Origin of the sequence: Bradyrhizobium sp. AZCC 2176, assembly GCF_036924645.1 — a bacterium.
Taxonomy (GTDB): Bacteria; Pseudomonadota; Alphaproteobacteria; order Rhizobiales; family Xanthobacteraceae; genus Bradyrhizobium.
The window spans coordinates 6,899,474-6,925,022 of sequence record NZ_JAZHRX010000001.1; the positions used below are offsets into that span (position 1 = coordinate 6,899,474).

Consider the following 25,549-nt stretch of genomic DNA (forward strand, 5'->3'; position numbering starts at 1 on the left):
TGTCGTTAAGTGGCCGTCTTCTATAAGCGGTGAATGGCTAAGTCAAGCGAAACGAGAACACTGGAAATGCCTATGGCGTCTACGGATTCAGTGCTTCGCGTGAATTCGGGAAGTCCGAAATGGTGATGCGCCACCCTTCCCTGGCCCCTTTCGAGTGGCTTATTTTACCCGGATAAATATATCCAGAAACATAATTCTCGGTTCCAGCTTTTCCCGGCTAAGCCTTTATTTGCCATTCGGGGGTCAAAACTAGCGCTTTGAAGCCGGGATTGCCCATGAAATACACCGACATTGCGATCATCGGCGGCGGCCTGGCCGGCTCGACCGCCGCCGCCATGCTCGGACGCGCGGGAATTCCGACAGTTCTGATCGATCCGCATCAGGTCTATCCGTTCGACTTCCGCGTCGAAAAAATCAGCGGCGACGAGCAGCTCGGCCGCTTTTACCAGACCGGAATCGCCGATTCGGTGCTTCGCTCGGCCACCCATGACGGCGAAAACTGGATCGCGCGATTCGGCTACCTGCTCGACAAGAAGCCGAGCCGCCAATACGGCATCATGTACGACGCGCTGATCGGCGCGGTCCGGGCGGAAATCGTAGCTCCCGCCGAACTCGTCTACGGCAAGGTGACCGATGTCTCGACCAGCGCAGAGCGGCAGAAGCTCACGCTGTCCAACGGCGAAACGCTCTCGGCGCGCCTGGTGGTGCTGGCCAACGGGCTAAGTGTCGGGCTGCGCCGCAATCTCGGCATCGAGCGCCAGGTCCTCAGCGTCAGCCATTCCATCTCGATCGGATTTGACCTGGTGCCGGTCGGCCGCCCGGCCTTCGAATTTCCCGCCCTGACCTATTTTTCGGAGCGGGCCAAGGAGCGCGTCGCTTATGTGACGCTCTTCCCTGTCGGAAACCGGATGCGCGCCAACCTTTTCGTCTACCGCGAGGTCGACGACCCCTGGCTGCGCGAGATGCGGAAGCGGCCGGTCGAAACCATGAATGCCGCGCTGCCCAGGCTGCGCCGGATCACCGGCGAATACGGCGTTGCCGGCGACGTCAAGATCCGGCCTGCGGACCTTTACGTCTCTACCGGCTATCGCCAGCCCGGCGTCGTTCTGGTCGGCGACGCCTTTGCGGCGACCTGCCCGGTGACCGGCACCGGTACCGACAAAGTGTTCACCGACATAGCCCGACTCTGCAACGTCCATATCCCCGTCTGGCTTGCGACCGAGGGCATGGATGCGGCCAAGATCGCTTCCTTCTATGACGATCCGGTCAAGCAGGCCTGCGACGCCTGGTCGATGGCCAAGGCCGTCAGCTTCCGCAAGGTCACGATCGAGAACGGGCTGTACTGGCGTGCACAGCGTTGGGCGCGCTTCCTGGCGTGGTTGGGCGAAGGTGCCATGCGGCGGATGCGCAGCCGCGTCAGCGCGGCGTTAAACCGCCGCGCTTACTCCTCGTCATCATCCTCATCATCGTCATCGTCTTCATTGTCGTCGTCGGCCTGAGCGGCGGCCTGGTGCGGCGTGTGGCCCTGGTCGTCCCAGAGCTTGCGATAGACGCCGTTGGCCGCGAGCAATTGCGCATGCGAGCCGCGCTCGATTGCCTTGCCGCCCGAAATCACGATGATCTCGTCCATCTCGACCACCGACGTCAGGCGGTGGGTCGACCAGATCATGGTGCGCCCCTCCGCCACGTTGAGAAGCGTGCGGTTGATCGCGGCTTCCGTGGTCTGGTCGAGCGCCGACGTCGCCTCGTCGAGCAGCAGCAGCGAGGGATTGCGGATGATCGCACGCGCAATCGCGATGCGCTGGCGCTGGCCACCCGACAGCGTGTCGCCGCGCTCGCCGACCGGCGTGTCGTATTTCTGCGGCAGGCTCGTGATGTAGCGGTGAATCTCAGCCTTGCGCGCCGCCTCCTCGACCTCCTCGTCGCTGGCGCCTTCCTTGCCGAGCCGGATATTCTCGCGGATCGACATGTTGAACAGCATGTTCTCCTGGAACACGATCGCCATGCTCGCCCGCAGGGATTCGCGCGTCACGCGGCGGATATCGACGCCGTCGATCGCGACCCGCCCCTCGTCCGGCGTGTAAAGGCGCAGGATCAGGTTGAGCAGCGTGCTCTTGCCCGAGCCGCTCGGACCCACGATCGCGATGCGCTTGCCGACGCCGAGCTTGAGGCTGAAATTATCCAGCACCGGCGTCTCGCTGCCTTCGTAGGCGAAGGTGACGCGGTCGAATGTGATGTCGTTGGTGATGCGCGGCAGATCGGGCGCGCCCGGACGATCGGCGCCGCGCGTCGGCTCGTCCAGCAGTTCCTGCATGTGCCGCACCGCCGCCGCCGACTGGATCGACACCGGAATGAAGTGCATCAGGTGAGCGATGTTGTAGGACACCTCCCAGAATGCGCTCTCAAAAGTGACGAACGTGCCGATGGTGATCTGGCCCTTGGTGGCGAGATAGGCGCCGATCGCCAGCACGACGAGGTGCAGCAGCAAGACTGAAATGGTGACGGTGCGCTCCACCATCGTGGAAAGGAAGACAGCGGACGCGGTCTTGATGCGCACATCCTGGTTGCGCATGGTGAACCAGCCGAGCGTACGGCGCTGCAGGCTGAACGCCTTGATCACCGCCTGCGCCGCCACGTTTTCCTGCACCGTGCCGAGCAGCGCCGACTCGTTCAATTTCTGCTCGTAATTTGCCTGCACCGCCTTCGGCGTCAGGATTCGCGGCCCGATCAGCGTGATCGGAAATACCAGCAAGGCGACCGCCGCGAGCTGCCAGTTCAAAAACAGCATCAGGATGATGCCGGCGATCAGTTCCAGGAACGGCAGCGCCGCGCTGTTGGCGAAGGTCTTGATCGAGCCTTCGAAGGCCGCGAGATCGATCGAGAAGCGCGAGAGAATCTCACCGCGCTTGGTGCGGGCAAAATACGATGACGGCAGATTCTGGACGTGCTCGAACAGCCGCGCCCGTACATCGGCAATGATGCACGCCGCCAGCCGCGCATCCCAGCGTTCATACCAGACCGCAATGATCGAGGTGATGATGCCGGCGACCGCCAGCACGCCAAGGATCTTGTAGAGTGCCTGAAAATCCTCTTCGCCGAGCGCGTCGTCGATCAGGAATTTGAGGCTCAGCGGCATGATGACATTGAACAACGTCTCGACCAAGACCCCGAAACTGACGAAGATCAGAAGTTTCCTGTAATTGCCCAGATACGGCTTGACGAAGCCGTACATCGTCGCCAGCGCGCCGGCGGCTTCCTTGGCGGTGAAGACGACGAGATCCTCGTCGTCTTCATCGTCCTCAAGCTCCAGTTCGTCGTCGTCTTCCTTCTCATCGTCGGAGGGCGCGCCGGCCGCCTTGCCGCCGGAAAGCGGGGCGACAGTCGCCAATAAGAGCTTCTTCGCAAGCTCGGGATCGTCCGCCGGCGCGGAATTCTGATCATCCGAGGAAGGAGGCTTGGGCGCCATAAAACCAACCGATGCTGCACGGCCGGCATGACCGCAAATCGAACGCGGCAGCGGCGGGCGCTACCGCACGGATTCTATGCGATCGGGATCAATTCGGCAAACATTTGGCGCGCGGCGCTGATTCATCAGAGCCGGGCGCGCCTTAATACAACTGGTCGAACCTCAATCGTCCGATTCGACCTTGTCGAAGAACGAATAGCGCAGGCTGTCGGCGTCGGCGTACCACTGCCCCGGCCCCTTGTTGGCGGCCAGCGTCGCCGCCCACACCGCATCGGTGCAGTCACGGCGGTGCATCGAGAGGTCGAAGCCGTTGCCGAAGAACAATTCGGACCATTCCCACCAGGTACCGAGCTTCTTCACGCCGCGCAGCAGGTCGTAACGGTCGATCAGCGCGGGGGCCATGTCGGACGTCACCGACCCGAACACCAGCCCGGTCTTCACGACGCGGTTGAGTTCGCGCACCGCCCGCGGCACCTGCTTTTCGGCGACATGGCAAAGGCTGGTCTCGAACACGAAATCGAATTCGTCGTCCTTGAACGGCATGTCGACGATGGAGCCGAGCTTGTTGTACTTTTTCAGTGCCTTCGGCGTTTTGGCGTGGATCGCCTTGTTGTTTTCGATACCCCAGGCATCGATGCCGCGCTCGCGTAGCGCGCCGACCAGTTCGCCGCTGGCGGAGCCGGCGACGAGCAGCTTGTAGCCCTTGGCCCTGTCCCAGACGATCTTGATCAGGTCCGTCAGATAGGCCGGATCGGTAAACCGGTTCCAGACTTCGCTATACGGGCCAATGCCACGGTAATTCTCGAAATAGCTGAGGTCGATCTTGTCGGATGACAGCTCGCCTTGCTGGGCCCGGGCACGGCGCAACCGCATCATCTCGGTCAGAACGATATCGGTGGCGGCGTCGGAAGAATCGAGCAGGCCATTGAGCGTCGAATCGAACAGATAATCGCCGACCACCACGATCCCCGGGTGCTGCTTCGGTTCCGGACGATGGTTGGTCATGACGTCCCGCACCGGCATCCCGCCCGGCAGCGCGTTCACCGATGACAGCCAGCGGTGAATCCTGCCTTCCATGAAATGGTCGCGGGCGTTGCCGAACGCGGCCGGCAGCGACTTGAGCGCCGCGTCGATCAGTTCCTGGTCGCTGAGATTGGCAAACGCCAGCGCATCGGAACCTGCGATCAGCCAGTTGAGCACGCCGTGCTTGCCGACGTCGTGGCGGGCGCCCTCATTATAGACGCAGCAGCCGCCGAACGCTTCCGACATGAACCAGGCGCCGGCGATCTTCTCGCCCCAGAACGGCTCGTCGAACAGGATCGAAACCCGAAGGTAATGCGCCGGACGGTCGAAATAGGCGACGTGCTTGACCATCGACTTGCGCAGCTCTTCGCCATCCCAACGCATGGTGGCGAGCCAGGAATGTGGCAGACACATCAGCACCAGATCGAAATCCCGTGTCTCCGGCCCCTTCCCGTTCATCATATTGAGTTGATAGCGGCCGCTATTGGTCTTGCCGACCTTGAGCACGCGGTGATTGAGCTGGATGTTGGCATCGACTTCCGAGCGCAGGCACTCGATCAACTGCTCGTTGCCGTTCTGGATCGAGTACAGGCCGATATAGCCGTCGATATCCATCACGAAGTTCTTCAGCGCGTTCAGCCCGTTGGTATTGTGGCTTTCAGTCGCGATATCCGAGCGCGCCATCACCTTGAAGAAGCGCTTGGCGATGGGATCGTCGACTTCCTTGTCGAGCACTTCCTCGCAGGTCATGTAGGCCCAAGGGTGCTCGTTGTCGTGGGCGCCGACGCCCTCGTAATATTCGATCGGCGAGACCATGTCGCTGCAGCGCTTGCGGAACGCCTCGATCGCAGCCGCGGTCTTCTCACCATATTTGCGGCGCATGCCCGGCACGTCGTGGAGCAGCTCACCGTCGAGATGCACCTGCTCGGCGTCCATCGGTATGGTCTGCAGGCCGAAATGCTGGATCAGTTCCCTTAAGGGATCCGGGCCGGTCATTGAATAATCGTAGATTTCGGCGACGCCTGCCTCGTACATCGCCGGCGCGGAATCGAATTTGCGCGAGACAATCTTGCCCCCGATTCTGTCGGATGCCTCGTAGATCGTGACGCGGCAGAGATCGCCGAGCTTTTTCTTCAAATACCAGGCACTCATCAGCCCGCCCGGGCCGCCGCCCACGATTGCAAGATCCAACATGTCTTTTCCGTCGCCCCTCCGGCCCCCCTGCCTTCCGAAGCAGCCGGTCTAAACCGCATCTAGCAAAAGCGCTTTTCACCCTGAAGGGAAGATGAACAAAGCAGGTCCTCGCAACGCAGCAATGAAAGAAAGCAGCAAAAAGGCCGGCTTGCGCCCGCCTTTTGACTTCGCACCGTATTCTTGCGGAAGCCCTATTTCGCCGGCGGGGTGTGGCCGTTCCGCCTCTGCAATCAAGGACGCGGTTATCTAGCCGCCACGGAACGCCTTGCCGGCGAGCAGGCTGACAAGCTCCTGCTGGCGCGAGAGGCCGGTCTTCGACAGCACGGCCTTGAGCTGGCTGCGCACGGTCTCCCGATTGACGCCCGACGCGTCGGCAAGTGTATCGATGGTTTCAGCCTGGCCGATGCCCCGCGCCACGCGCGCTTCCGCCGGCGTCAGGTCGAACAGGCCTTGCAGGACTTCCGCGGTCGGCACCGCGGCGCGGTTGACCGGCGTCACCACCAACAGCGCGGTAGCCCGCGTGAAGATATCGTGCGCGGAACCGCGTACCGGGATCACATGCAGCACCATCGGTACTTGACCTGCCGTCGCGGCGATCGGTATGGACTTCACGGTACGGTCACCGGCAAAAGGCAGCGTGCCGAGCGCTTCGCCGAGCAACACGTCCGCCGCAACGTCCGCTATCGTGACGCGCTGGGCGCGATCCTGAAACAGCGAAGGCATCAGCGCTTCGAACAGACCGTTTGCCGCGAACACCCGGCCGCGCCCACGCAACACCGCACCTGGCAGGCCCAGCACCTGCAGCGCATCAGCCTGCGCGCGGGCACGCTCGAAGCCAAGGCGGTTCGCCGTCAGGGACGCCCGGGCCAGATGCGGCCGCAGCCCATCCAGCAAGGTGACGATTTCCCGCGGTACCGGACCGCGGTCCTGATGCCGCGGCACGACAATCGCGATGGAATCGCCGCTCGGTATCGGAATGATCGTTCCCGCCCGATAACCGATGCCGTGTTTGCGGTAAAAATTGCAATAGACGTCGTTGGTCGCGATCTCCTCCTCGGAGAGGAGGTCATGGTCGGTGACGAAGCCCGCATGATTGAGGGCGATGGCGCGCGGCAAATCAGGATCGCGCTCGCTCCATCCGTCTCTCAGGAAAACCGGCACGATCTCGTCATATTCGACGGAATTGACCGCGCTTGTGTATCCGTCCCGCACGCCGAACAGAAAACCGCCATTGCCGCCGACCGCCGCACCGAGTTCACCCAGTACCGCCGGCCAAAGCGATGGAACGAGCCCTGCCTCGTAGATGCGATCGATCAGGGATTCGAAATGAACCGGCTCGCTCATGGGGACTTGCCGATATTGGACACCATTGCCTGACTTGATAGCAGGCATCACCCGTCCGGGTGAAGCGCCAGATTCCCGTTCGCGAAAGAAAAAGCCGGCTTCGCAGCCGGCTTTTTTGTTGATCGGAATGGAGCCTTACTCCGCCGGCGGCAGCGCCAGCGGTTCGGCTTCCGGCGCGGTCGGCACGATCGCCGCCTGCTTCTCGCGCTCGTCGAGAATCAGCTTGTCGCGCTTGACGGCGACTTCGCGGATCTTGGCCATCGAGGCGCCGGTGCCTGCCGGGATCAGCCGGCCGACGATGACGTTCTCCTTGAGGCCCTCCAGCGGATCCACCTTGCCGTTGACGGCGGCTTCGGTGAGCACGCGGGTGGTTTCCTGGAATGAGGCCGCCGAGAAGAACGAGCGGGTCTGCAGGCTCGCCTTGGTGATGCCGAGCAGAACCGGCGTTCCCGTGGCGGGCTTCTTGCCCTCTTCCTTTGCCTTGGCGTTGAGCGCGTCGAACTCGATCTTGTCGACCTGCTCGCCCGAAATCATGTCGGTGTCGCCCTGATCGGTGACCTCGACCTTCTGCAGCATCTGACGGACAATCACCTCGATGTGCTTGTCGTTGATGAGCACGCCCTGCAACCGGTAGACTTCCTGGATTTCGTTGACCAGATAGGCAGCGAGTTCCTCGATGCCCTTGATCGCCAGGATGTCGTGCGGCGCCGGATTGCCTTCGACGATGAAATCGCCCTTTTCGACGATGTCGCCGTCCTGCAGATGGATGTGCTTGCCCTTCGGGATCAGGTACTCGCGCGGCTCCTCGGTCTTGTCCAACGGCTCGATCGCAATGCGCCGCTTGTTCTTGTAGTCGCGGCCGAAGCGGATGGTGCCGGCGATTTCCGCGATGATTGCCGCGTCCTTTGGCTTGCGGGCCTCGAACAGTTCGGCCACCCGCGGCAGACCGCCGGTGATGTCGCGGGTCTTGGCGCTTTCGGTGGAGATACGCGCCAGGATGTCACCAGCCTTGACCTTGGCGCCAACATCGACCGACAGAATGGCGTCGACCGACAGCATGTAGCGGGCATCGCCGCCACGGGCGAGCTTGAGCACCTTGCCGTCCTTGCCCTTGACGACGATCGCCGGACGCAGATCCGCGCCGCCCCGCGACGCGCGCCAGTCGATGACGACGCGCTTGGCGATACCGGTGGATTCGTCGAGCGTCTCCGAAATCGACTGACCCTCGACCAGGTCCTCGAACCCGATGGTGCCTTCGACTTCGGTGAGAACCGGACGTGAGTACGGATCCCATTCCGCAATGCGCTGGCCACGCTTGACCATATCGCCTTCATCGACGTGCATGCGCGCGCCATACTGAATGCGATGGGTCGCACGCTCTGTGCCGTCGGCATCGGTGATCGCAACGACCATGTTGCGAACCATCGCGACCAGGTGACCTTCGCTGTTCCTGGCGATGGCCTTGTTCTTGATGGTGACCTTGCCTTCGAAATTCGACTCGACGAACGACTGCTCGTTGATCTGCGCCGCGCCGCCGATGTGGAACGTACGCATCGTGAGCTGCGTGCCGGGTTCACCGATCGACTGGGCAGCAATGACGCCGACCGCCTCGCCGTGATTGACCGGCGTGCCGCGGGCCAGGTCGCGACCGTAGCACTTGCCGCAGATGCCGTTGACGAGTTCGCAGGTCAGGGCCGAACGGATCTTCACTTCCTGGATGCCGGCCTGCTGGATGGCGTCGACATGCGTCTCTTCCATCAGCGTGCCGCGCTTGACCACGACCTTGTTGGTCGCGGGATCGCGCAGGTCCTCGCCCGTGGTGCGGCCGAGGATACGCGACGCCAGCGAAGCGACGACGGTGCCGGCGTCGACGATGGCGCGCATCTTGATGCCGAGCTTGGTGCCGCAATCGTCCTGCGTGATGATACAGTCCTGCGCCACGTCGACCAGACGGCGGGTCAGGTAACCGGAGTTCGCGGTCTTCAACGCGGTGTCCGCGAGGCCCTTGCGGGCGCCGTGGGTCGAGTTGAAGTATTCGAGCACCGACAGACCTTCCTTGAAGTTGGAAATGATCGGCGTCTCGATGATCTCACCCGACGGCTTCGCCATCAGGCCGCGCATACCGGCGAGCTGACGCATCTGGGCCGGCGAACCGCGCGCGCCGGAATGCGCCATCATGTAGATCGAGTTGATGTCGGCGTCGGCGCCCTTCGGCGTCTTCTTGGTCGAGGAGATTTCCTTCATCATCTCCTTGGCGATTTCTTCGGTCGCCTTCGACCAGGCGTCGACCACCTTGTTGTACTTCTCGCCATGGGTGATCAGGCCGTCGTTGTACTGCTGCTCGAAGTCCTTTGCCAGCGTACGGGTGGTGTCGACGATCTTCCACTTCGAGTGCGGCACGACCATGTCGTCCTTGCCGAACGAGATGCCGGCCTTGAACGCGTTGTAGAAGCCGAGCGCCATGATGCGGTCGCAGAAGATCACCGTCTCCTTCTGACCGCAGTGACGGTAGACCTGGTCGATCACGCCGGAAATTTCGCGCTTGGTCATCAGCTTGTTGATGATCTCGTACGAAATCTTCGGGTTCTTCGGCAGCAGGGTGCCGAGCATAACGCGGCCCGCGGTGGTCTCGATCCAGCGCCTAGTGGTCTTGCCGTTCTCGTCAGTGCCTTCCCACCGGTACTTGATCTTGGTGTGGAGGTGGATGACCTTCGAATGCAGGGCATGCTCGAGCTCGGCCATGTCGCCGAAGATCTTGCCCTCGCCGGGCAGGCCTTCGCGCATGATCGACACGTAGTAGAGGCCGAGCACGATGTCCTGCGACGGCACGATGATCGGCTGGCCGTTCGCGGGGTGCAGGATGTTGTTGGTCGACATCATCAGGACGCGCGCTTCGAGTTGCGCTTCCAGCGACAGCGGAACGTGCACGGCCATCTGGTCGCCGTCGAAGTCGGCGTTAAACGCGGCGCAAACCAGCGGATGGAGCTGGATCGCCTTGCCCTCGATCAAGACCGGCTCGAACGCCTGAATGCCGAGGCGATGCAGCGTCGGCGCGCGGTTGAGCAGCACCGGATGCTCGCGGATCACCTCGTCGAGAATATCCCAGACCTCGGGACGCTCTTTTTCGACGAGCTTCTTCGCCTGCTTCACGGTAGTGGACAGACCCTTGGCGTCGAGCCGCGAATAGATGAACGGCTTGAACAGTTCGAGCGCCATCTTCTTCGGCAGGCCGCACTGATGCAGCCGCAGTTCGGGACCGACCACGATCACCGAACGGCCGGAATAGTCGACGCGCTTGCCGAGCAGGTTCTGCCGGAAGCGGCCCTGCTTGCCCTTGAGCATGTCGGCCAGCGACTTCAGCGGGCGCTTGTTGGCGCCGGTGATGACGCGGCCGCGGCGGCCGTTGTCGAACAATGCGTCGACGGCCTCCTGCAGCATGCGCTTTTCGTTGCGGATGATGATGTCGGGCGCGCGCAGCTCCATCAGCCGCTTCAAACGGTTGTTGCGGTTGATGACGCGGCGGTAGAGGTCGTTGAGATCCGACGTCGCGAAGCGGCCGCCGTCGAGCGGTACCAGCGGACGCAGGTCCGGCGGAATCACCGGCACCACGGTCAGGATCATCCACTCCGGCTTGTTGCCGGAATAGCGGAAGGCCTCGACGATCTTGAGCCGCTTGGCGAGCTTCTTGTGCTTGATGTCGGACTCGGTCTCCTGCATCTCGGCGCGCAGGGACTGCTCGAGCTTTTCGAGCTCGAGCCCCTTCAACAACTCGCGGATCGCTTCCGCGCCGATCATGGCGGTGAAGCTATCCTGGCCGTACTCGTCCTGCGCCTTCAGGTACTCGTCTTCCGACAGCAGCTGACGGTCCTTGAGCGCGGTCAGGCCCGGCTCCAGCACGACATAATATTCGAAGTACAGGATCCGCTCGAGATCCTTCAGCGTCATGTCGAGCAGAAGGCCGATGCGGGACGGCAGCGACTTCAGGAACCAGATGTGGGCAACCGGGGCTGCCAGTTCGATATGGCCCATGCGCTCGCGCCGGACGCGCGACAGCGTCACTTCGACCGAGCACTTTTCGCAGATGATGCCCTTGTACTTCATCCGCTTGTACTTGCCGCACAAGCACTCGTAATCCTTGATCGGACCGAAGATGCGGGCGCAGAACAGCCCGTCACGCTCCGGCTTGAAGGTCCGGTAGTTGATGGTCTCCGGCTTCTTGATCTCGCCGTAGGACCAGGACAGAATCTTCTCCGGGGATGCAATCGAGATCCGGATCTGGTCGAAGACCTGAGCCGGGGTCGTCGGATTGAAGAGATTCATAATTTCTTGGTTCATCGTCTTCTCCTCGCGTGCCGATCGTCACCGGCAGCAAATTCGAAATTCTTCTTTGGTCCGCGCCCGCTCAACGTCCGGGCGGAGCGCGAATGTCCGGCCCATCTGCGAAGTCGCCTTCGCGCTCTGGGCCGGACTATCGAATCTTTGACGTTACTCGGCCGCCTCGGACGTCGGCGCCGGTCCCATCTTGGAATTGTGCAGGTCGACGTTGAGGCCGAGCGAGCGCATTTCCTTGACCAGCACGTTGAACGATTCCGGAATACCCGCCTCGAACGTGTCGTCGCCGCGAACAATCGCCTCGTACACCTTGGTACGGCCGGCGACGTCGTCCGACTTCACGGTCAGCATTTCCTGCAGCGTGTAGGCCGCGCCGTAGGCTTCCAGCGCCCACACCTCCATTTCGCCGAAACGCTGCCCGCCGAACTGCGCCTTGCCGCCCAGCGGCTGCTGGGTGACGAGCGAGTACGGACCGATCGAACGCGCGTGGATCTTGTCGTCGACCAGATGGTGCAGCTTGAGCATGTAGATGTAGCCCACCGTCACCTTGCGATCGAAGGCATCGCCGGTGCGGCCGTCATAGACGGTCGACTGGCCGGAGGCGTCGAAGCCCGCGAGCTTCAGCATCTCTTCGATGTCGGCTTCCTTGGCGCCGTCGAACACCGGCGTTGCGATCGGCACGCCGTGGCTCAAATTCCTGCCAAGTTCCATCAGCTCGTTGTCGTTCAGCGTCTTTATGGTTTCATCATCGCCATAGATCTTCTTCAGGGTCTCGCGCAGCGGCTTGAGATCCTGCTTCTGATAATAGGAGTCGATGGTCTGGCCGATGCGCTTGCCCAGGCCGGCGCAAGCCCAGCCGAGATGCGTCTCCAGAATCTGGCCGACGTTCATGCGCGAGGGCACGCCGAGCGGATTGAGCACGATGTCCGCATGCGTGCCGTCCTCGAGGAACGGCATGTCCTCGATCGGAACGATCTTGGAAACCACGCCCTTGTTGCCGTGACGGCCGGCCATCTTGTCGCCGGGCTGGATCTTGCGCTTCACCGCGACGAAGACCTTGACCATCTTCATCACGCCGGGCGGCAGTTCGTCACCGCGCTGCAGCTTTTCGACCTTGTCGAGGAAGCGCTGTTCAAGGCCCTTCTTCGATTCGTCGTACTGCTTCCGCATCGCCTCGATTTCGCTCATCAGCTTGTCGTTCGGCGAGGCAAACATCCACCACTGCGACTTCGGATACTCCTCGAGCACGGCGCGTGTGATCTTGGTGTCCTTCTTGAAGCCCTTGGGACCCGCGATGCCCTGGCGGTTTTCCAGCAGCTCCGCGAGGCGGCCGTAGACGTTGCGGTCGAGGATCGCCTGTTCGTCGTCGCGGTCCTTGGCCAGACGCTCGATCTCTTCCCGCTCGATCGCCAGCGCACGCTCGTCCTTGTCGACGCCGTGGCGGTTGAACACGCGCACTTCCACGATCGTGCCCTGCACGCCAGGCGGCACGCGGAGCGAAGTATCGCGGACGTCGGAAGCCTTCTCGCCGAAGATGGCGCGCAGAAGCTTTTCTTCCGGCGTCATCGGGCTTTCGCCCTTCGGCGTGATCTTGCCGACCAGGATATCGCCGGCGCGGACTTCGGCGCCGATATAGACGATACCGGCTTCGTCGAGGTTCTTCAGCGCTTCTTCCGAAACGTTCGGAATGTCGCGGGTGATTTCCTCAGGACCGAGCTTGGTGTCGCGGGCCATCACCTCGAACTCCTCGATATGGATCGAGGTGAAGACGTCGTCCTTCACGATCCGCTCGGAGAGCAGGATCGAGTCTTCGAAGTTGTAGCCGTTCCACGGCATGAACGCGACCAGCACGTTGCGGCCGAGCGCGAGCTCGCCGAGATCGGTCGAGGGACCGTCGGCGATGATGTCGCCCTTCCTGACGATGTCGCCGACCTTCACCAGCGGACGCTGGTTGATGCAGGTCGACTGGTTGGAGCGCTGGTACTTCATCAGCCGGTAGATATCGACGCCCGACTTGGTGGGATCGAGATCTTCGGTGGCGCGGATCACGACGCGGGTGGCGTCGATCTGGTCGATCACGCCCGAGCGGCGGGCAGCAATCGCAGCACCGGAGTCACGGGCGACCACGCCTTCCATGCCGGTGCCGACGAACGGCGCCTCGGCGCGAACCAGCGGCACCGCCTGGCGCTGCATGTTCGAGCCCATCAGCGCGCGGTTGGCGTCGTCGTTCTCGAGGAACGGGATCAGCGCCGCAGCCACCGAGACGAGCTGCTTCGGCGACACGTCCATATAGTCGACCTTGTCGGGCGTGATCGGCAGCACTTCGCCGGCGTGACGGCAGACGATCAGGTCTTCGGTGAAGCGGCCCTTGGCGTCGAGCGGCACGTTGGCCTGCGCCACGCGATACCGGCCCTCCTCCATCGCCGAGAGATACACGACCTCGTCGGTGACGCGGCCGTCCTTCACCTTGCGATAGGGCGTTTCGACGAAGCCGTACTTGTTGACGCGCGCGAACGTCGCCAGCGAGTTGATCAGGCCGATGTTCGGACCTTCCGGCGTTTCGATCGGGCAGATGCGGCCGTAATGCGTCGGATGCACGTCGCGCACCTCGAAGCCGGCGCGCTCGCGGGTCAGACCGCCCGGTCCAAGCGCCGAGAGACGGCGCTTGTGGGTGATCTCCGACAGCGGGTTGGTCTGGTCCATGAACTGCGAGAGCTGCGAGGAGCCGAAGAACTCGCGCACCGCGGCAGCCGCCGGCTTGGCGTTGATCAGGTCCTGCGGCATCACGGTGTCGATATCGACACTGGACATGCGCTCCTTGATCGCGCGCTCCATGCGCAGCAGGCCGATGCGGTACTGGTTCTCCATCAGTTCGCCGACCGAGCGCACACGGCGGTTGCCGAGATGGTCGATGTCGTCGATCTCGCCCTTGCCGTCGCGCAGATCGACCAGCGTCTTGATGACGGCCAGGATGTCTTCCTTGCGCAGCGTGCGATGGGTGTCGGGGGCATCGAGTTCAAGGCGCATGTTCATCTTGACGCGGCCGACCGCGGACAGGTCGTAACGCTCGGCGTCGAAGAACAGCGACTGGAACATGCTCTGGGCCGAATCGATGGTCGGCGGCTCGCCCGGACGCATCACGCGATAGATGTCGAACAGCGCGTCTTCACGCGTCATGTTCTTGTCGGCATGCAGCGTGTTGCGGATGTAGGCGCCGACATTGACGTGGTCGATGTCGAGCAGCGGCAGTTCCTTGTAGCCATGCTCGTTGAGCGCCTTGAGCGACTTCTCAGTGAGCTCCTCGCCGGCTTCGGCGTAGATTTCACCGGTCTTCGGATTGACGAGATCCTCGGCGAGATAATTGCCGACCAGCTCTTCATCCGACAGCCGCAGCGCCTTGAGGCCCTTTTCCTGCAACTGGCGCGCCGCGCGCACGGTCAGCTTCTTGCCGGCCTCGAGCACGACCTTGCCGGTATCGGCGTCGATCAGATCGTTGATGGTCGAGTAGCCGCGGAAACGGGCGGCGTCGAACGGCACGCGCCAGCCTTCCTTGGCGCGCTTGAAATTGATCTTCTTGTAGAACGTGGACAGGATCGTCTCGCCGTCGAGACCGAGCGCGTACATCAGCGAGGTCACGGGGATCTTGCGGCGACGGTCGATGCGCGCGAACACGATGTCCTTGGCGTCGAACTCGATGTCGAGCCAGGAACCGCGATACGGAATCACGCGCGCGGCAAACAACAGCTTGCCGGACGAATGGGTCTTGCCCTTGTCGTGGTCGAAGAACACGCCGGGCGAACGGTGCATCTGCGAGACGATGACGCGCTCGGTGCCGTTGACGACGAAGGTGCCGTTCATGGTCATGAGCGGGATATCGCCCATGTAGACGTCCTGCTCCTTGATGTCCTTGACCGACTTGGCGCCGGTTTCCTCGTCGATATCGAACACGATCAGGCGCAGCGTCACCTTGAGCGGCGCAGCATAGGTCATGCCGCGCTGGCGGCACTCGTCGACGTCGTATTTCGGCGGCTCGAACTCGTAGCGGACGAATTCCAGCATCGACGTGCCCGAAAAATCCGAGATCGGGAACACCGAGCGGAACACCGCCTGCAGGCCTTCGTCCAACCGACCGCCCGGGGGTTCGTCGACCATCAGGAACTGGTCGTAAGACGCCTTCTGAACCTCGATGAGGTTCGGCATCTCGGCGACTTCCTTGATGTGTCCGAAGAACTTGCGAACGCGTTTGCGACCGGTGAATGTCTGCTGCGCCATCGTGGCCTCTCATTTTCGTCGCCCGTGTGGGCGAACCTTCCGAAGCGCGACTGCCATCGCCCCCGGGTTGAATTTCGAATCGCTCAAAGGAACAAAGCCCAATTTCAGGAATTAAATCCCGAATCCGTTCTCCAGCCCTTCAAAACGCAAAACGACGCGCGGGGCGCATGACTGCACCCGCCCGTCTCAACTTGCCGCTTCACGGACTGAAAAAGCCCGAAATCTGACTGTCTCCCAGCGGCTTACGTCGGGAACCCTGCCGTCCCCGCCACCTACCGCATTTTCCTGCTGCCGCCCCGATATGGGGCGGAATAGTGGAGATTCGAGGGGCTAACCCCGCGAATCCCCACACTTTTCTGTGTACGCCGTACTCCGGGTTACCCCATCGCACAAATTTTGCAACGAACCCGCCACTTTCGTCATGGCTCCGACCAAATGCCCGCCATCCACGCCGTTGGCAGATCCCCGGATCGCGCTCGGCCAAGGCCTCGCTTGTCCGGGGATTTCGCCGAAGTAACTTGCGTTACTTCAGCTCAACCTTCGCACCAGCCTTTTCGAGCTGGGCCTTGAGCTTGTCGGCCTCTTCCTTGTTCACGCCTTCCTTGACCGGCTTGGGCGCGCCTTCAACGAGGTCCTTGGCTTCCTTGAGGCCCAGGCCGGTGATGGCGCGGACTTCCTTGATGACTTCGATCTTCTTGTCGCCGGCGGCGGCGAGAACGACGGTGAAGTCGGTCTTCTCTTCGGCCGGCGCGGCAGCAGCGCCGCCACCCGCAGGCCCGGCAACTGCAACGGCGGCGGCAGCGGAAACGCCCCACTTTTCTTCGAGGAGCTTTGCGAGTTCGGCAGCTTCGAGCACGGTGAGGCTCGAGAGGTCGTCGACGATTTTCTGTAGGTCAGCCATTGATCAGTTTCCTTAAAGGTTTGGTTCGAACCAGATTTGATTTGCGAAGGGTCAGGCCGCTTCGCTCTTTGAGGCATAGGCCTGAACGACGCGCGCGAGCTTGGCCGCGGGCGCAGTCGAGAGCTGGGCGATCTTGGTCGCCGGCGCCACCAGGAGGCCGACAAGCTTTCCGCGCAGTTCATCGAGTGACGGCAGCGAGGCAAGCGCCTTCACACCGTTCACATCCAGGACGGTTTTACCCATCGAACCGCCGAGAATGACGAACTGCTCGTTCGCCTTGGCGAATTCCATGGCAACCTTCGGCGCCGCTACCGGATCGTTTGAAGTCGCGATCACGGTCGGCCCCTTCAGCAGGGAACCGATGGCAACGACGTCCGTGCCTTCAAGAGCAATTTTGGCGAGACGGTTCTTCGAGACCTTCACCGACGCACCCGCCAGCTTCATCTGCATGCGCAGCTTCTGCATCTGGGCCACAGTGAGGCCGGAATAGTGGGCGACGACCGCGACGCTCGTGGTCTTGAAGACCTGGTTGAGCTGTTCGACCGCGTCCTTTTTTGCCGCTCTTTCCACAGCAAGCTCTCTCCGGTTGGCGGCCTTCGCAAGAAGCGAGACCACCGGGTTGCACCCATCGTCTCGCCCAAAACCTGACCTCAAGACACCAGTCTTTCGGACACGTCGGGCAGACGACATCTTAAAAGCCTGCCCTCCCGAACCAGATGGCGCGGGGTGTCGAGGTTCGAACCAAATCAGCGCGTTGCGCCGCGGGAAGCGGCGTTGAAGCGAAATCCGGTCTTCACCCGTCTATGCAGGCCGGGAAATTAAGCCGTTGAGGGAATTTGCATTTCCATGCAAATTTCGACTTGGGCGCCTGCAGTCTCGGACAGGATCGAGATCATCCGGCAAGCCGAAGGATCCCTGCCGCATTCCACCGAAGCGATGAGTTTTCCTTCCTTTCGAGCAATCCATGCGGATGTCCTGAAAGGAATGATCTCCTACCGTGTCGGGTTTTCGGAATGCGCGCACGGACGTGCCAGCAACGGCCAGCACGCCCGGAAGCCGTTGTTTACCGAGTCTTGTCCGGCTTGCCAAGAGCAAAATTCAGACCAGATCGCACACCCGCTTTTGCCTTGAAATCGGGTCCAAAATGCTCCCGGAAGATTTCTTTGGCCGGTTCCGTCACACCGGGGCCGCCGCGCTCGTCTTGGCCGCAGGAGGTTCCGAAATACCGGCGAGCTACGCCATCCGTCGCCGACGGCGCCCCACTGATGCGTCAGCCGAGCGGCACCGCATAGGGCAAGGGTTTGCCGGCGAAGAACGCATCGAGATTGGCCAGCACGCAGTCCTGCATCGCCACATGCGACTCCAACGTATGGCCGCCGATATGCGGCGAGAGCACGACATTGGGCAGCGCCGTCAGCGCGTCAGGCGCATGCGGCTCCTTCGCATACACGTCGAGGCCTGCGCCGGCGATGGTCTGGTCGGTCAGCGCGGCGACCAGCGCCGGCTGGTCGATGACCGAGCCGCGCGAGATGTTGACGACGTAGCCATCCTTGCCGAGCTTCTTCAAGATATCGGCGTCGACGGCGTGATTGGTATCCGCACCCGCCCGCACCGCGATCATCAGGACACTGCACCATTCGGCCAGCGCATCGAGCGTCGGAAAATATTGATAGGGAACGTCGTGCCGGCTGCGGCTGAAATAGCCGACCTCGGTCTCGAAGGCGGCAACGCGCGCCGCGATCTTGCGGCCGATCTCGCCCATGCCATAGACGCCGATTCTGCGGCCGAGCATCCCGGCTTGCGGGCGCATCATCGGCGACGGTTTTGCTGCCGCCCAGCTCCCGCCCCGCACGTAGTCGTCAGCCACAAGCAGCCGTCGTGTGGCGGCCAGCATCAGGGTGACCGCAATATCGGCGACCGATGCCGCATTCGCGCCCGGACTGTGGCCGACCGCGATGTTGCGTTTCGCCGCCGCGGCCAGATCGACACCGTCATAGCCGGTGCCGTAGCAGACGATCGCGCCCAATTTCGGCGTCATGTCCATCGCATCGCTGCGCAGCGGCGTGCCGCCGGCCGTGATCATCGCGCGAATGTCTGCGAGCTGCTCGGCAGAAAACACTTCATTGGGCGGCTTGCCGGCAGCATTCAGGAGTTCAAACCGTTCGCCGAAACGCTCCATCTGGGCCTTTGGAAAACGCGAATATATCAGGACCTTCTCGGGCATTATTCTTCCTTGTTGCCAAGTCCGGCCGCACGACGATTAAGCAAAAGCGGCATCAAATGCAAAGGGCGGAACCGGAAATGCAAAGGGCGGAACCGGTTTCCCGATTCCGCCCTCTCTCATTCGCGTAAACCGCGAGGAATTAGCCGAGCAGCGTACCCGGCTCGACCTTGACGCCCGGGCCCATGGTGGAGGAAACCGCCACGCGCTGGATGTAGGTGCCCTTGGCGCCGGCAGGCTTTGCCTTTGACACCGCATCGGCAAGCGCCTTCACGTTCTGCACCAGCTTTTCCTCAGAGAACGACGCCTTGCCGACGCCGGCCTGCACGATGCCGGCCTTCTCGACGCGGAATTCGACCGAGCCGCCCTTGGCGCCCTTCACGGCAGTGGCGACATCCATCGTCACGGTGCCGATCTTCGGGTTCGGCATCATGCCGCGCGGGCCGAGCACCTTACCGAGGCGGCCGACCAGCGGCATCATGTCGGGGGTGGCGATACAACGATCGAAATCGATGTTGCCGCCCTGCACCTTCTCGACCAGGTCTTCGGCGCCGACGACGTCAGCTCCCGCCGCCTTGGCTTCCTCGGCCTTGGCGCCGCGGGCGAACACGCCGACGCGCAGCGTGCGGCCGGTGCCATTCGGCAGGTTGACGACACCACGAACCATCTGGTCGGCGTGACGCGGATCGACCCCGAGATTGATCGCAATTTCGATCGTCTCGTCGAACTTCGACGTGGCGCGTTCCTTGACCATCTTGATGGCATCCGCGAGCGGGTAGAGCTTCTCGCGGTCGATGCCTTCGCGGACCTTCTTCAAACGTTTTCCGATTGCCATGGTCCGTTACCCCGCAACTTCCAGACCCATCGAACGGGCGGAGCCCTCGACCATCTTCATGGCCGACTCGATGGAATCACAATTGAGATCCTTCATCTTCTTCTCGGCGATCTCGCGCACCTGCGCGCGTGTCACCTGGCCGGCCTTGTCGCGGCCCGGAGCTTTCGAGCCGGACTGGATCTTGGCAGCCTGCTTGAGGAAGTGGGACATCGGCGGCGTCTTCATCTCGAAGGTGAAGGAACGGTCCGCATAGATGGTGATGATCACCGGGATCGGGGTGTTCTTCTCTTCCTTCTGCGTCTGCGCGTTGAACGCCTTGCAGAATTCCATGATGTTGAGACCGCGCTGACCAAGCGCGGGACCGATCGGGGGCGAAGGATTCGCCGCACCGGCCGGCACCTGAAGCTTCAGGTATCCGGTCACTTTCTTTGCCATTTATCACTCCTGTTGTGCCGGGTTTGGAGCCGGCGGTTTCAGGTTCGTGGTTCGGATCAAGGGCGGTTGGCAACCACCCTCTTCCTCCCACGGCCTCTTGATACGCGAAGACGCGCTTCGCGCTCTCCAATCAGACCTTCTCGACCTGACCGAATTCCAGTTCGACGGGCGTAGCGCGGCCGAAGATCGATACCGCGACCTTCACGCGCGAACGCGCCTCGTCAATTTCTTCAACCACGCCGGAGAACGACGCAAACGGACCATCCGCCACGCGGACGTTCTCGCCGATTTCGAACGAGACCGACGCCTTCGGGCGTTCGACGCCTTCCTGCACCTGGTGCAGGATCCGCATCGCCTCGGATTCGGAGATCGGCATCGGCTTGTTTTCGGCGCCGAGGAAGCCGGTCACCTTGGGCGTGTTCTTGATGAGATGGAACGCCTCGTCGGTCAGCTTCATCTTCACCAGCACGTAGCCCGGGAAGAATTTGCGCTCGGCGTCGATCTTGCGGCCGCGGCGCACCTCGGTGACCTTTTCGGTCGGCACCAGCACCTGCTCGAACAGATCCTCGAGCCCGCGCTGCTTCGCCTGTTCCCGGATCGACTCCGATACCTTCTTCTCGAAGTTCGAGTAGGCGTGAACGATATACCAGCGCTTGTCCATGGTTTGGGTTCCGGTGCTCATCAGTGGACGCCCAGCAGGAAAGTGACGACGTTGCGGATGATCAAATCCGATGCGAAGAAGAAGATCGAAGCCAATGCAACCATCACGAACACCATGATCGTGGTGATCGTCGTCTCGCGGCGGGTCGGCCAGGTGACCTTGGCGGTCTCCGAGCGCACTTCCTGCAGGAATTTGAACGGGCTGAAAGCCATCGTTGGTTACCGCGTCCTTCGTGAGACGATTGTGATTTAAAGCGAATCCGAACAGCCCTCTAGCGCCCAGCCCTCTCTCGAAGGATGAGCCGCACAGCGGGCTCGATTGTTCGGGGGAATTCAAAGCCGCGCCGGATATCCGCATCTAGCGGGCCGGCTGCAGGTGGCGGGTATCTACTGCCGGCCGCGCAAAAGGTCAAGGTACGGGGTGCCGCGGGGCTGCCACCGCGCCTTGCGGCGGCCGCCCGGTCATTGGTTAATCCCCAGTACCGCCTTGCCTCAAATGCGCACAAGGCCGCGATCTGGTTTTTAAAAGCTCTCGGCTATCCTGCAGGCTCCAAAAGGGCGAGATTGACCATGGCTCAGCTAGGCCGCAACGATCAGGAACGACCCGCGGGCGAGACGGCCTGGACGGTTCTCGACGCGGCCAACGACCTCGGCGACATCCTCACGGCGGATGCATGCCGGCGGGTCATCGATGCCGATCTGCGGGGTGAGGCCCCGGCGCGGTCGGACGTGGCTGTGCTCAGCGCGTTCTTTGCGTAAGTTCGAAAGCCCGTCTAAGTATTTGATTTAGCTGGCAGGAGTGGCAGGGCTCGAACCTGCGACCCCCGGTTTTGGAGACCGGTGCTCTACCAATTGAGCTACACTCCTGCAGGGAAGCGGCGTGTGCGGCCGCTTCGCGCCGTTTCAAGCATAGGGCATGCCCCGATTGCAAGGGCGAAGCGGCTTGCGCCCTATCCAAAGCACGCCTTCTGCGCCAGACTTGGGTCTCACAAACAACAAGCGCAACGGGAGAGACCATGAACGCGCAGACCGCCGCCCGGCCAACATCCGCCCAGACCCCTTCTCTCCCCGACGCCAAGCCGGAAACCATCGGGCTCTCGAGCATCCGCCTGCAGCGGATGTCGGACGCCTTCAAGCGCGAGGTCGACAAGGGAACCCTTCCCGGGGCCACGGTGATGGTGGCGCGGCGCGGCCAGATCGGCTGGTTCGACGCGATCGGCCGCCAGGGCCCGGCGGCAGCCACGCCGATGGCGCATAACAGCATTTTCCGCATCTTCTCGATGACGAAACCGATCGTCTCGGTCGGGATCATGATGCTGGTCGAGGACGGTCACTTCATCCTGAGCGATCCCGTCGCAAAGTTCATTCCGGAGTTTGCCGAGCAGAAGGTCGGCATCGAGAACAACGGCAAGCTCGACCTCGTACCGGCCAGGCGCCAGATGACGGTGCAGGATCTGCTGCGGCATACCTCCGGACTGACCTACGACCACACCGGCAACGGCCTCGTCCAGCAACTCTACCAGCAATCGCGGCTGCGCAGCCGCAAGATCACCAACGCCGAGCATGCGACCATGATCGCCGGCATGCCGCTGATCTGCCAGCCGGGCGCGGAATGGAACTACAGCCGCTCGACCGATGTTTTGGGACGCATCATCGAGGTCGTCTCCGGCAAATCGCTCGGCGCGTTTCTGACCGAACGCATCCTGGCGCCGCTGCAAATGGCCGAGACCGCATTCCATACGCCGGAAGCAAATGCCGGCCGCCTCGCCGAGCCGTTCGCGACCGATCCCTGGAATGGCGACAAGGTGCAGCTCTTCAACATGCTGGAGAAGCCCGCGATGGAATCCGGCGGCGGCGGGCTCGTCTCGACCACGATGGACTACGCGCGATTCTGCCAGATGCTGCTCAATGGTGGCGCGCTCGACGGCAACAGGATCATCGGCCGCAAGACGCTGGAGCTGATGGCCTCCGATCACCTCACTGCCGGCGTGAAGGTCTATTCGCCGCTGATGCCGCCCGGCCACGGCTTTGGCCTCGGCTTCGCCGTCCGCACCGCCAAGGGTATTGCGCCGTTCCCGGGATCGCTCGGCCAGTTCTTCTGGAGCGGCATGGCCGGCACGTTCTTCTTCATCGACCCCGCGGAAGACCTGTTCACGGTGTTCATGATGCAGGGCCCCGGCCAGCGCGAATACATCCGCAACTTGCTGCGGGATCTGGTCTACGCCGCGGTGGAGTGAGCCGGAACGAGCCGCCTCTCTGCGTCATGCCCGGGCTTGTCCCGGGCATCCACGTTCTTTGGGGCCGGCAGGAGAAGGACGCGGATGGCCGGGACAAGCCCGGCCATGACGCAGATCCAACCGCAACGCCTCAACTAATCGTGGCCCCGCCGTCGATCACGATGGTCTGGCCGGTCATGAAGTCACCGGCCTTCGATCCCATCAGCACCGCGGCGCCCGCGATCTCGTCGGGCACGCCGATGCGCAGCAGCGGCGAACGCGCGGTGGATGCCTTCAGCGTCTCCGGATTATCCCACAGCGCTTTCGCGAAATCGGTCTTGATCAGGCCGGGCGCGATGCAGTTCACGCGGATATTGTGCTTGCCGTACTCGCAGGCGAGGTTGCGCGCGAGTTGCATGTCGGCGGCCTTCGAGATCGCGTAGGCGCCGAGCACGGTTGAGCCCTTCAGGCCGCCGATCGAGGACACGATCACGATCGAGCCGTCCTTGCGCTCGATCATCTGCGGCACGACCATCGAGATCAGCCAGTTGTTGGCAACGATGTTGTTGTCGAGAATTTTCCGGAACTGATCGTCCGAGATGCCGCCGAGCGGACCGTAATAGGGATTGGAGGCCGCGTTGCAGACCAGCACGTCGATCTTGCCGAAGGCGCGGTTGGATTCGTCGACGAGGTTCTGCAGGTTTTCCTTGCTCGAGATATTTGCGGCGATCGCAACCGCCGTACCCTCGCCGAATTTTTCGTTGATCTCCTTGGTGACCTGATCGCAGACGTCCTGCTTGCGCGAGGAGATCACGACCTTGGCGCCGTGTTCGGCCATGCGCTCGGCGATGGCGCGACCGATGCCGCGCGTGGAGCCGGTGATGACGGCGACTTTCCCGGTCATATCGAACAAGCTCATATCTCTCTCCCCAATGTTGGCCCAGCGCGATGCTGGTTTCATCTTGTATTCGAACTAAGCAGCCTTTGCGGCCATCGACAACTCAAGGCTCAAGCGAGTTTCGTCGCCGGCGGCTCGACCTCAGGCCCAGCCGGTTGATGCATCGCGTTGTGCGAGGCGTCCGCGATCCATGGCTGCTGGTTGACCATCGGCAGCCGCCAGCCAGTGTAATTGGCGCTTGAGAGATGATCGAGCCGCGTCACCGAACAATTGTCGATGTCGAAGTCGAGGCCCTTTCCTGGCTGACCGCCCAGGGCAAGGCCGATGGCGGCCCTGATCGTGCCGCCATGCGCGACGACGATGATGTCCCTGCCCGCCTGCTCGGCATTGATACGCTCGATCGCGCCGCATGTGCGGTTATAGAGGTCCATGAAACTCTCGCCGCCGGGCGCGGGTTCATCGATCCCGGTAAGCCAGTGTCTGCCGACCGGCAGGCTCGCGTAAAATGCCGCGCGATTCATGCCCTGCAACTGCCCGAGATGCTGCTCGGCGAACGCATTTACGAGTGGCATCTCTGTAGGCTTGGGAAAGCCCGCTGCCCAGATCGCGTTCGCGGTCTGATGCGTGCGCTTCAGATTGCTTGCATACCAAACAGCGTTGCGCGGCAGGATTTTTCCGACCGCCTCGAACACGACGCGGTCGCTGGTGTCGCAGCCGAGATCCTTCTGCCCGTAAATGCAGCCAAGATCCTCGCGGACCGGCGCATGGCGCACCCACCACCATCGCGTCGTAATCAGTCGCGGTTTGTCTACATTGGACATCGCCAAAGCCCTTCAATACTGTTCGTTGTCGCTGTACGTCAGAGCACTCATCGTCTCAAGTGCTTCGGCGTTTGAAATCTTGTTTGAATTCCGCAAGGCGGCAGACGCCGACACGCATAACACTATCAGGGAGAAACTCATGGGCCGCCTCGAAGGCAAATCCGTCGTCATCACCGGTGCAGGCAGCGGCATTGGACGCGCCGCGTCGGTGTTGTTCTCCAGGGAGGGCGCGAAGCTCATCATCGTCGACCGCACCGAGGGCGTGAAGGAAACCGCAAAGCTCGTCAGCGATGCCGGCGGTACCGTCGAGGCCGTTATGGCGGATGCCGGTTCGGAAGCCGACGTGAAGGCCTTCATCGACAAGGCGGTCGCGAAATACGGCAGGCTTGACGCGATCTGGGCCAACGCCGGCGTCAGCGGCGGGCTGGTGCCGCTGGCCGAGCAGACCGTTGAGCACTGGCAGGAAGTCCTGCGCATCAACCTGATCGGTCCGTTCCTCGCGATCAAGCATTCGATGCCGCATATGATCAAGCAGAAGTCCGGCTCGATCGTCTGCACCGCCTCCGTCGCCGGCCTGAAGGCAGGCGCAAGCGGACATCCATACGGCGCGAGCAAGGCCGGCGTCATCAGCCTGGTGCAGACCACCGCCTACTCGCTGTCCGGAACCGGCGTGCGCATCAATGCGGTGTGCCCGGGCCTGATCGAGACCGGCATGACCAAGCCGGTGTTCGACCGCGCCAAGGAGCGCGGCACCCAGGACAAGATCGGCCAGCTCAATCCTTTGAAGCGCGCCGGCCAACCGCATGAACTCGCCGCGATGGGATTGTTCCTGGCCAGCGACGACGCGTCCTACGTCAACGGCCAGGCGATCCCGGTCGACGGCGGCCTCACCGCGTCGATGCCCTACACCGGCAAGCCGGTCTGATTGCCG

Annotated in this window: 18 protein-coding genes and 1 tRNA gene; 4 read left to right on the top strand and 15 right to left on the bottom strand. The window is 62.3% G+C overall.

All coding sequences use genetic code 11. From position 1 onward, the window contains the following. The first annotated feature begins 275 nt into the window (after positions 1-275). Complete coding sequence (locus V1288_RS32855; protein WP_334360945.1) at positions 276-1,499, top strand: FAD-dependent oxidoreductase; 1,224 nt, start codon at positions 276-278, stop codon at positions 1,497-1,499. Here the strand turns inward: V1288_RS32855 and V1288_RS32860 are convergent. The 12 genes from V1288_RS32860 to secE all read right to left on the bottom strand — a co-directional run bounded on the left by V1288_RS32860 (position 1,442) and on the right by secE (position 20,896). Next, positions 1,442-3,466: an ABC transporter ATP-binding protein gene (locus tag V1288_RS32860; protein ID WP_334360946.1), complete on the bottom strand. Its 2,025-nt coding sequence runs from the start codon at positions 3,464-3,466 to the stop codon at positions 1,442-1,444. The genes V1288_RS32855 and V1288_RS32860 overlap by 58 nt on opposite strands. Before the next feature lie 162 nt (positions 3,467-3,628). After that, positions 3,629-5,683: an FAD-dependent oxidoreductase gene (locus V1288_RS32865; RefSeq protein ID WP_334360947.1), complete on the bottom strand. Its 2,055-nt coding sequence runs from the start codon at positions 5,681-5,683 to the stop codon at positions 3,629-3,631. A 246-nt stretch (positions 5,684-5,929) separates the two neighbouring features. Continuing rightward, positions 5,930-7,027: a helix-turn-helix transcriptional regulator gene (locus V1288_RS32870; RefSeq protein ID WP_334360948.1), complete on the bottom strand. Its 1,098-nt coding sequence runs from the start codon at positions 7,025-7,027 to the stop codon at positions 5,930-5,932. A gap of 135 nt (positions 7,028-7,162) precedes the next feature. Then, complete coding sequence (rpoC, locus tag V1288_RS32875) at positions 7,163-11,362, bottom strand: DNA-directed RNA polymerase subunit beta' (protein WP_334360949.1); 4,200 nt, start codon at positions 11,360-11,362, stop codon at positions 7,163-7,165. 150 nt (positions 11,363-11,512) lie between these two features. Next, positions 11,513-15,631 carry a DNA-directed RNA polymerase subunit beta gene (gene rpoB, locus V1288_RS32880; RefSeq protein WP_334360950.1) on the bottom strand — a complete coding sequence of 1,373 codons (4,119 nt, stop codon included), beginning with the start codon at positions 15,629-15,631 and terminating at the stop codon, positions 11,513-11,515. A gap of 523 nt (positions 15,632-16,154) precedes the next feature. Continuing rightward, positions 16,155-16,532, bottom strand: a complete 378-nt coding sequence (gene rplL / locus V1288_RS32885) for a 50S ribosomal protein L7/L12 (protein ID WP_334360951.1) — start codon at positions 16,530-16,532, stop codon at positions 16,155-16,157. Between the two features lie 51 nt (positions 16,533-16,583). Further along, complete coding sequence (gene rplJ / locus V1288_RS32890; RefSeq protein ID WP_334360952.1) at positions 16,584-17,102, bottom strand: 50S ribosomal protein L10; 519 nt, start codon at positions 17,100-17,102, stop codon at positions 16,584-16,586. Positions 17,103-17,802: 700 nt separating this feature from the next. Next, positions 17,803-18,756 carry a 2-hydroxyacid dehydrogenase gene (locus tag V1288_RS32895; RefSeq protein ID WP_334360953.1) on the bottom strand — a complete coding sequence of 318 codons (954 nt, stop codon included), beginning with the start codon at positions 18,754-18,756 and terminating at the stop codon, positions 17,803-17,805. A 139-nt stretch (positions 18,757-18,895) separates the two neighbouring features. Further along, entirely contained in the window at positions 18,896-19,588 is a 693-nt protein-coding gene (gene rplA / locus V1288_RS32900; protein WP_057857996.1) for a 50S ribosomal protein L1, read from the bottom strand. Between the two features lie 6 nt (positions 19,589-19,594). Further along, the gene (rplK, locus tag V1288_RS32905; protein ID WP_025588714.1) at positions 19,595-20,023 is read right to left on the bottom strand and encodes a 50S ribosomal protein L11; all 429 of its coding nucleotides are present in this window, start codon (positions 20,021-20,023) and stop codon (positions 19,595-19,597) included. A gap of 130 nt (positions 20,024-20,153) precedes the next feature. After that, positions 20,154-20,684 carry a transcription termination/antitermination protein NusG gene (gene nusG, locus V1288_RS32910; protein ID WP_247787048.1) on the bottom strand — a complete coding sequence of 177 codons (531 nt, stop codon included), beginning with the start codon at positions 20,682-20,684 and terminating at the stop codon, positions 20,154-20,156. Positions 20,685-20,704: 20 nt separating this feature from the next. Next, positions 20,705-20,896: a preprotein translocase subunit SecE gene (gene secE, locus V1288_RS32915; protein ID WP_334360954.1), complete on the bottom strand. Its 192-nt coding sequence runs from the start codon at positions 20,894-20,896 to the stop codon at positions 20,705-20,707. A gap of 357 nt (positions 20,897-21,253) precedes the next feature. On the opposite strand from secE, the gene V1288_RS32920 reads away from it, so the two are divergent. After that, positions 21,254-21,442 carry a hypothetical protein gene (locus V1288_RS32920; RefSeq protein ID WP_334360955.1) on the top strand — a complete coding sequence of 63 codons (189 nt, stop codon included), beginning with the start codon at positions 21,254-21,256 and terminating at the stop codon, positions 21,440-21,442. A gap of 32 nt (positions 21,443-21,474) precedes the next feature. On the opposite strand, the gene V1288_RS32925 is transcribed toward V1288_RS32920, so the two are convergent. After that, positions 21,475-21,550, bottom strand: a tRNA-Trp gene (locus V1288_RS32925). A 149-nt stretch (positions 21,551-21,699) separates the two neighbouring features. On the opposite strand from V1288_RS32925, the gene V1288_RS32930 reads away from it, so the two are divergent. Beyond that, positions 21,700-22,920: a serine hydrolase domain-containing protein gene (locus tag V1288_RS32930; RefSeq protein WP_334360956.1), complete on the top strand. Its 1,221-nt coding sequence runs from the start codon at positions 21,700-21,702 to the stop codon at positions 22,918-22,920. 130 nt (positions 22,921-23,050) lie between these two features. Here the strand turns inward: V1288_RS32930 and V1288_RS32935 are convergent, their stop codons facing one another. Then, complete coding sequence (locus V1288_RS32935; protein WP_334360957.1) at positions 23,051-23,818, bottom strand: SDR family NAD(P)-dependent oxidoreductase; 768 nt, start codon at positions 23,816-23,818, stop codon at positions 23,051-23,053. Positions 23,819-23,907: 89 nt separating this feature from the next. Then, positions 23,908-24,618 carry a histidine phosphatase family protein gene (locus V1288_RS32940; protein WP_334360958.1) on the bottom strand — a complete coding sequence of 237 codons (711 nt, stop codon included), beginning with the start codon at positions 24,616-24,618 and terminating at the stop codon, positions 23,908-23,910. A 139-nt stretch (positions 24,619-24,757) separates the two neighbouring features. Here V1288_RS32940 and V1288_RS32945 point away from each other — a divergent pair, with 139 nt between their 5' ends. Then, positions 24,758-25,543: an SDR family NAD(P)-dependent oxidoreductase gene (locus V1288_RS32945; protein WP_334360959.1), complete on the top strand. Its 786-nt coding sequence runs from the start codon at positions 24,758-24,760 to the stop codon at positions 25,541-25,543. The last annotated feature ends 6 nt before the right edge of the window (positions 25,544-25,549 follow it).

Coding starts and splice junctions, on each gene's coding strand:
- V1288_RS32855 (WP_334360945.1), top strand. CDS start 276: ATGAAATACACCGACATTGCGATCATCGGCGGCGGCCTGGCCGGCTCG.
- V1288_RS32860 (WP_334360946.1), bottom strand. CDS start 3,466: ATGGCGCCCAAGCCTCCTTCCTCGGATGATCAGAATTCCGCGCCGGCG.
- V1288_RS32865 (WP_334360947.1), bottom strand. CDS start 5,683: ATGTTGGATCTTGCAATCGTGGGCGGCGGCCCGGGCGGGCTGATGAGT.
- V1288_RS32870 (WP_334360948.1), bottom strand. CDS start 7,027: ATGAGCGAGCCGGTTCATTTCGAATCCCTGATCGATCGCATCTACGAG.
- rpoC (WP_334360949.1), bottom strand. CDS start 11,362: ATGAACCAAGAAATTATGAATCTCTTCAATCCGACGACCCCGGCTCAG.
- rpoB (WP_334360950.1), bottom strand. CDS start 15,631: ATGGCGCAGCAGACATTCACCGGTCGCAAACGCGTTCGCAAGTTCTTC.
- rplL (WP_334360951.1), bottom strand. CDS start 16,532: ATGGCTGACCTACAGAAAATCGTCGACGACCTCTCGAGCCTCACCGTG.
- V1288_RS32895 (WP_334360953.1), bottom strand. CDS start 18,756: ATGCCCGAGAAGGTCCTGATATATTCGCGTTTTCCAAAGGCCCAGATG.
- rplA (WP_057857996.1), bottom strand. CDS start 19,588: ATGGCAATCGGAAAACGTTTGAAGAAGGTCCGCGAAGGCATCGACCGC.
- rplK (WP_025588714.1), bottom strand. CDS start 20,023: ATGGCAAAGAAAGTGACCGGATACCTGAAGCTTCAGGTGCCGGCCGGT.
- nusG (WP_247787048.1), bottom strand. CDS start 20,684: ATGGACAAGCGCTGGTATATCGTTCACGCCTACTCGAACTTCGAGAAG.
- secE (WP_334360954.1), bottom strand. CDS start 20,896: ATGGCTTTCAGCCCGTTCAAATTCCTGCAGGAAGTGCGCTCGGAGACC.
- V1288_RS32920 (WP_334360955.1), top strand. CDS start 21,254: ATGGCTCAGCTAGGCCGCAACGATCAGGAACGACCCGCGGGCGAGACG.
- V1288_RS32930 (WP_334360956.1), top strand. CDS start 21,700: ATGAACGCGCAGACCGCCGCCCGGCCAACATCCGCCCAGACCCCTTCT.
- V1288_RS32935 (WP_334360957.1), bottom strand. CDS start 23,818: ATGAGCTTGTTCGATATGACCGGGAAAGTCGCCGTCATCACCGGCTCC.
- V1288_RS32940 (WP_334360958.1), bottom strand. CDS start 24,618: ATGTCCAATGTAGACAAACCGCGACTGATTACGACGCGATGGTGGTGG.
- V1288_RS32945 (WP_334360959.1), top strand. CDS start 24,758: ATGGGCCGCCTCGAAGGCAAATCCGTCGTCATCACCGGTGCAGGCAGC.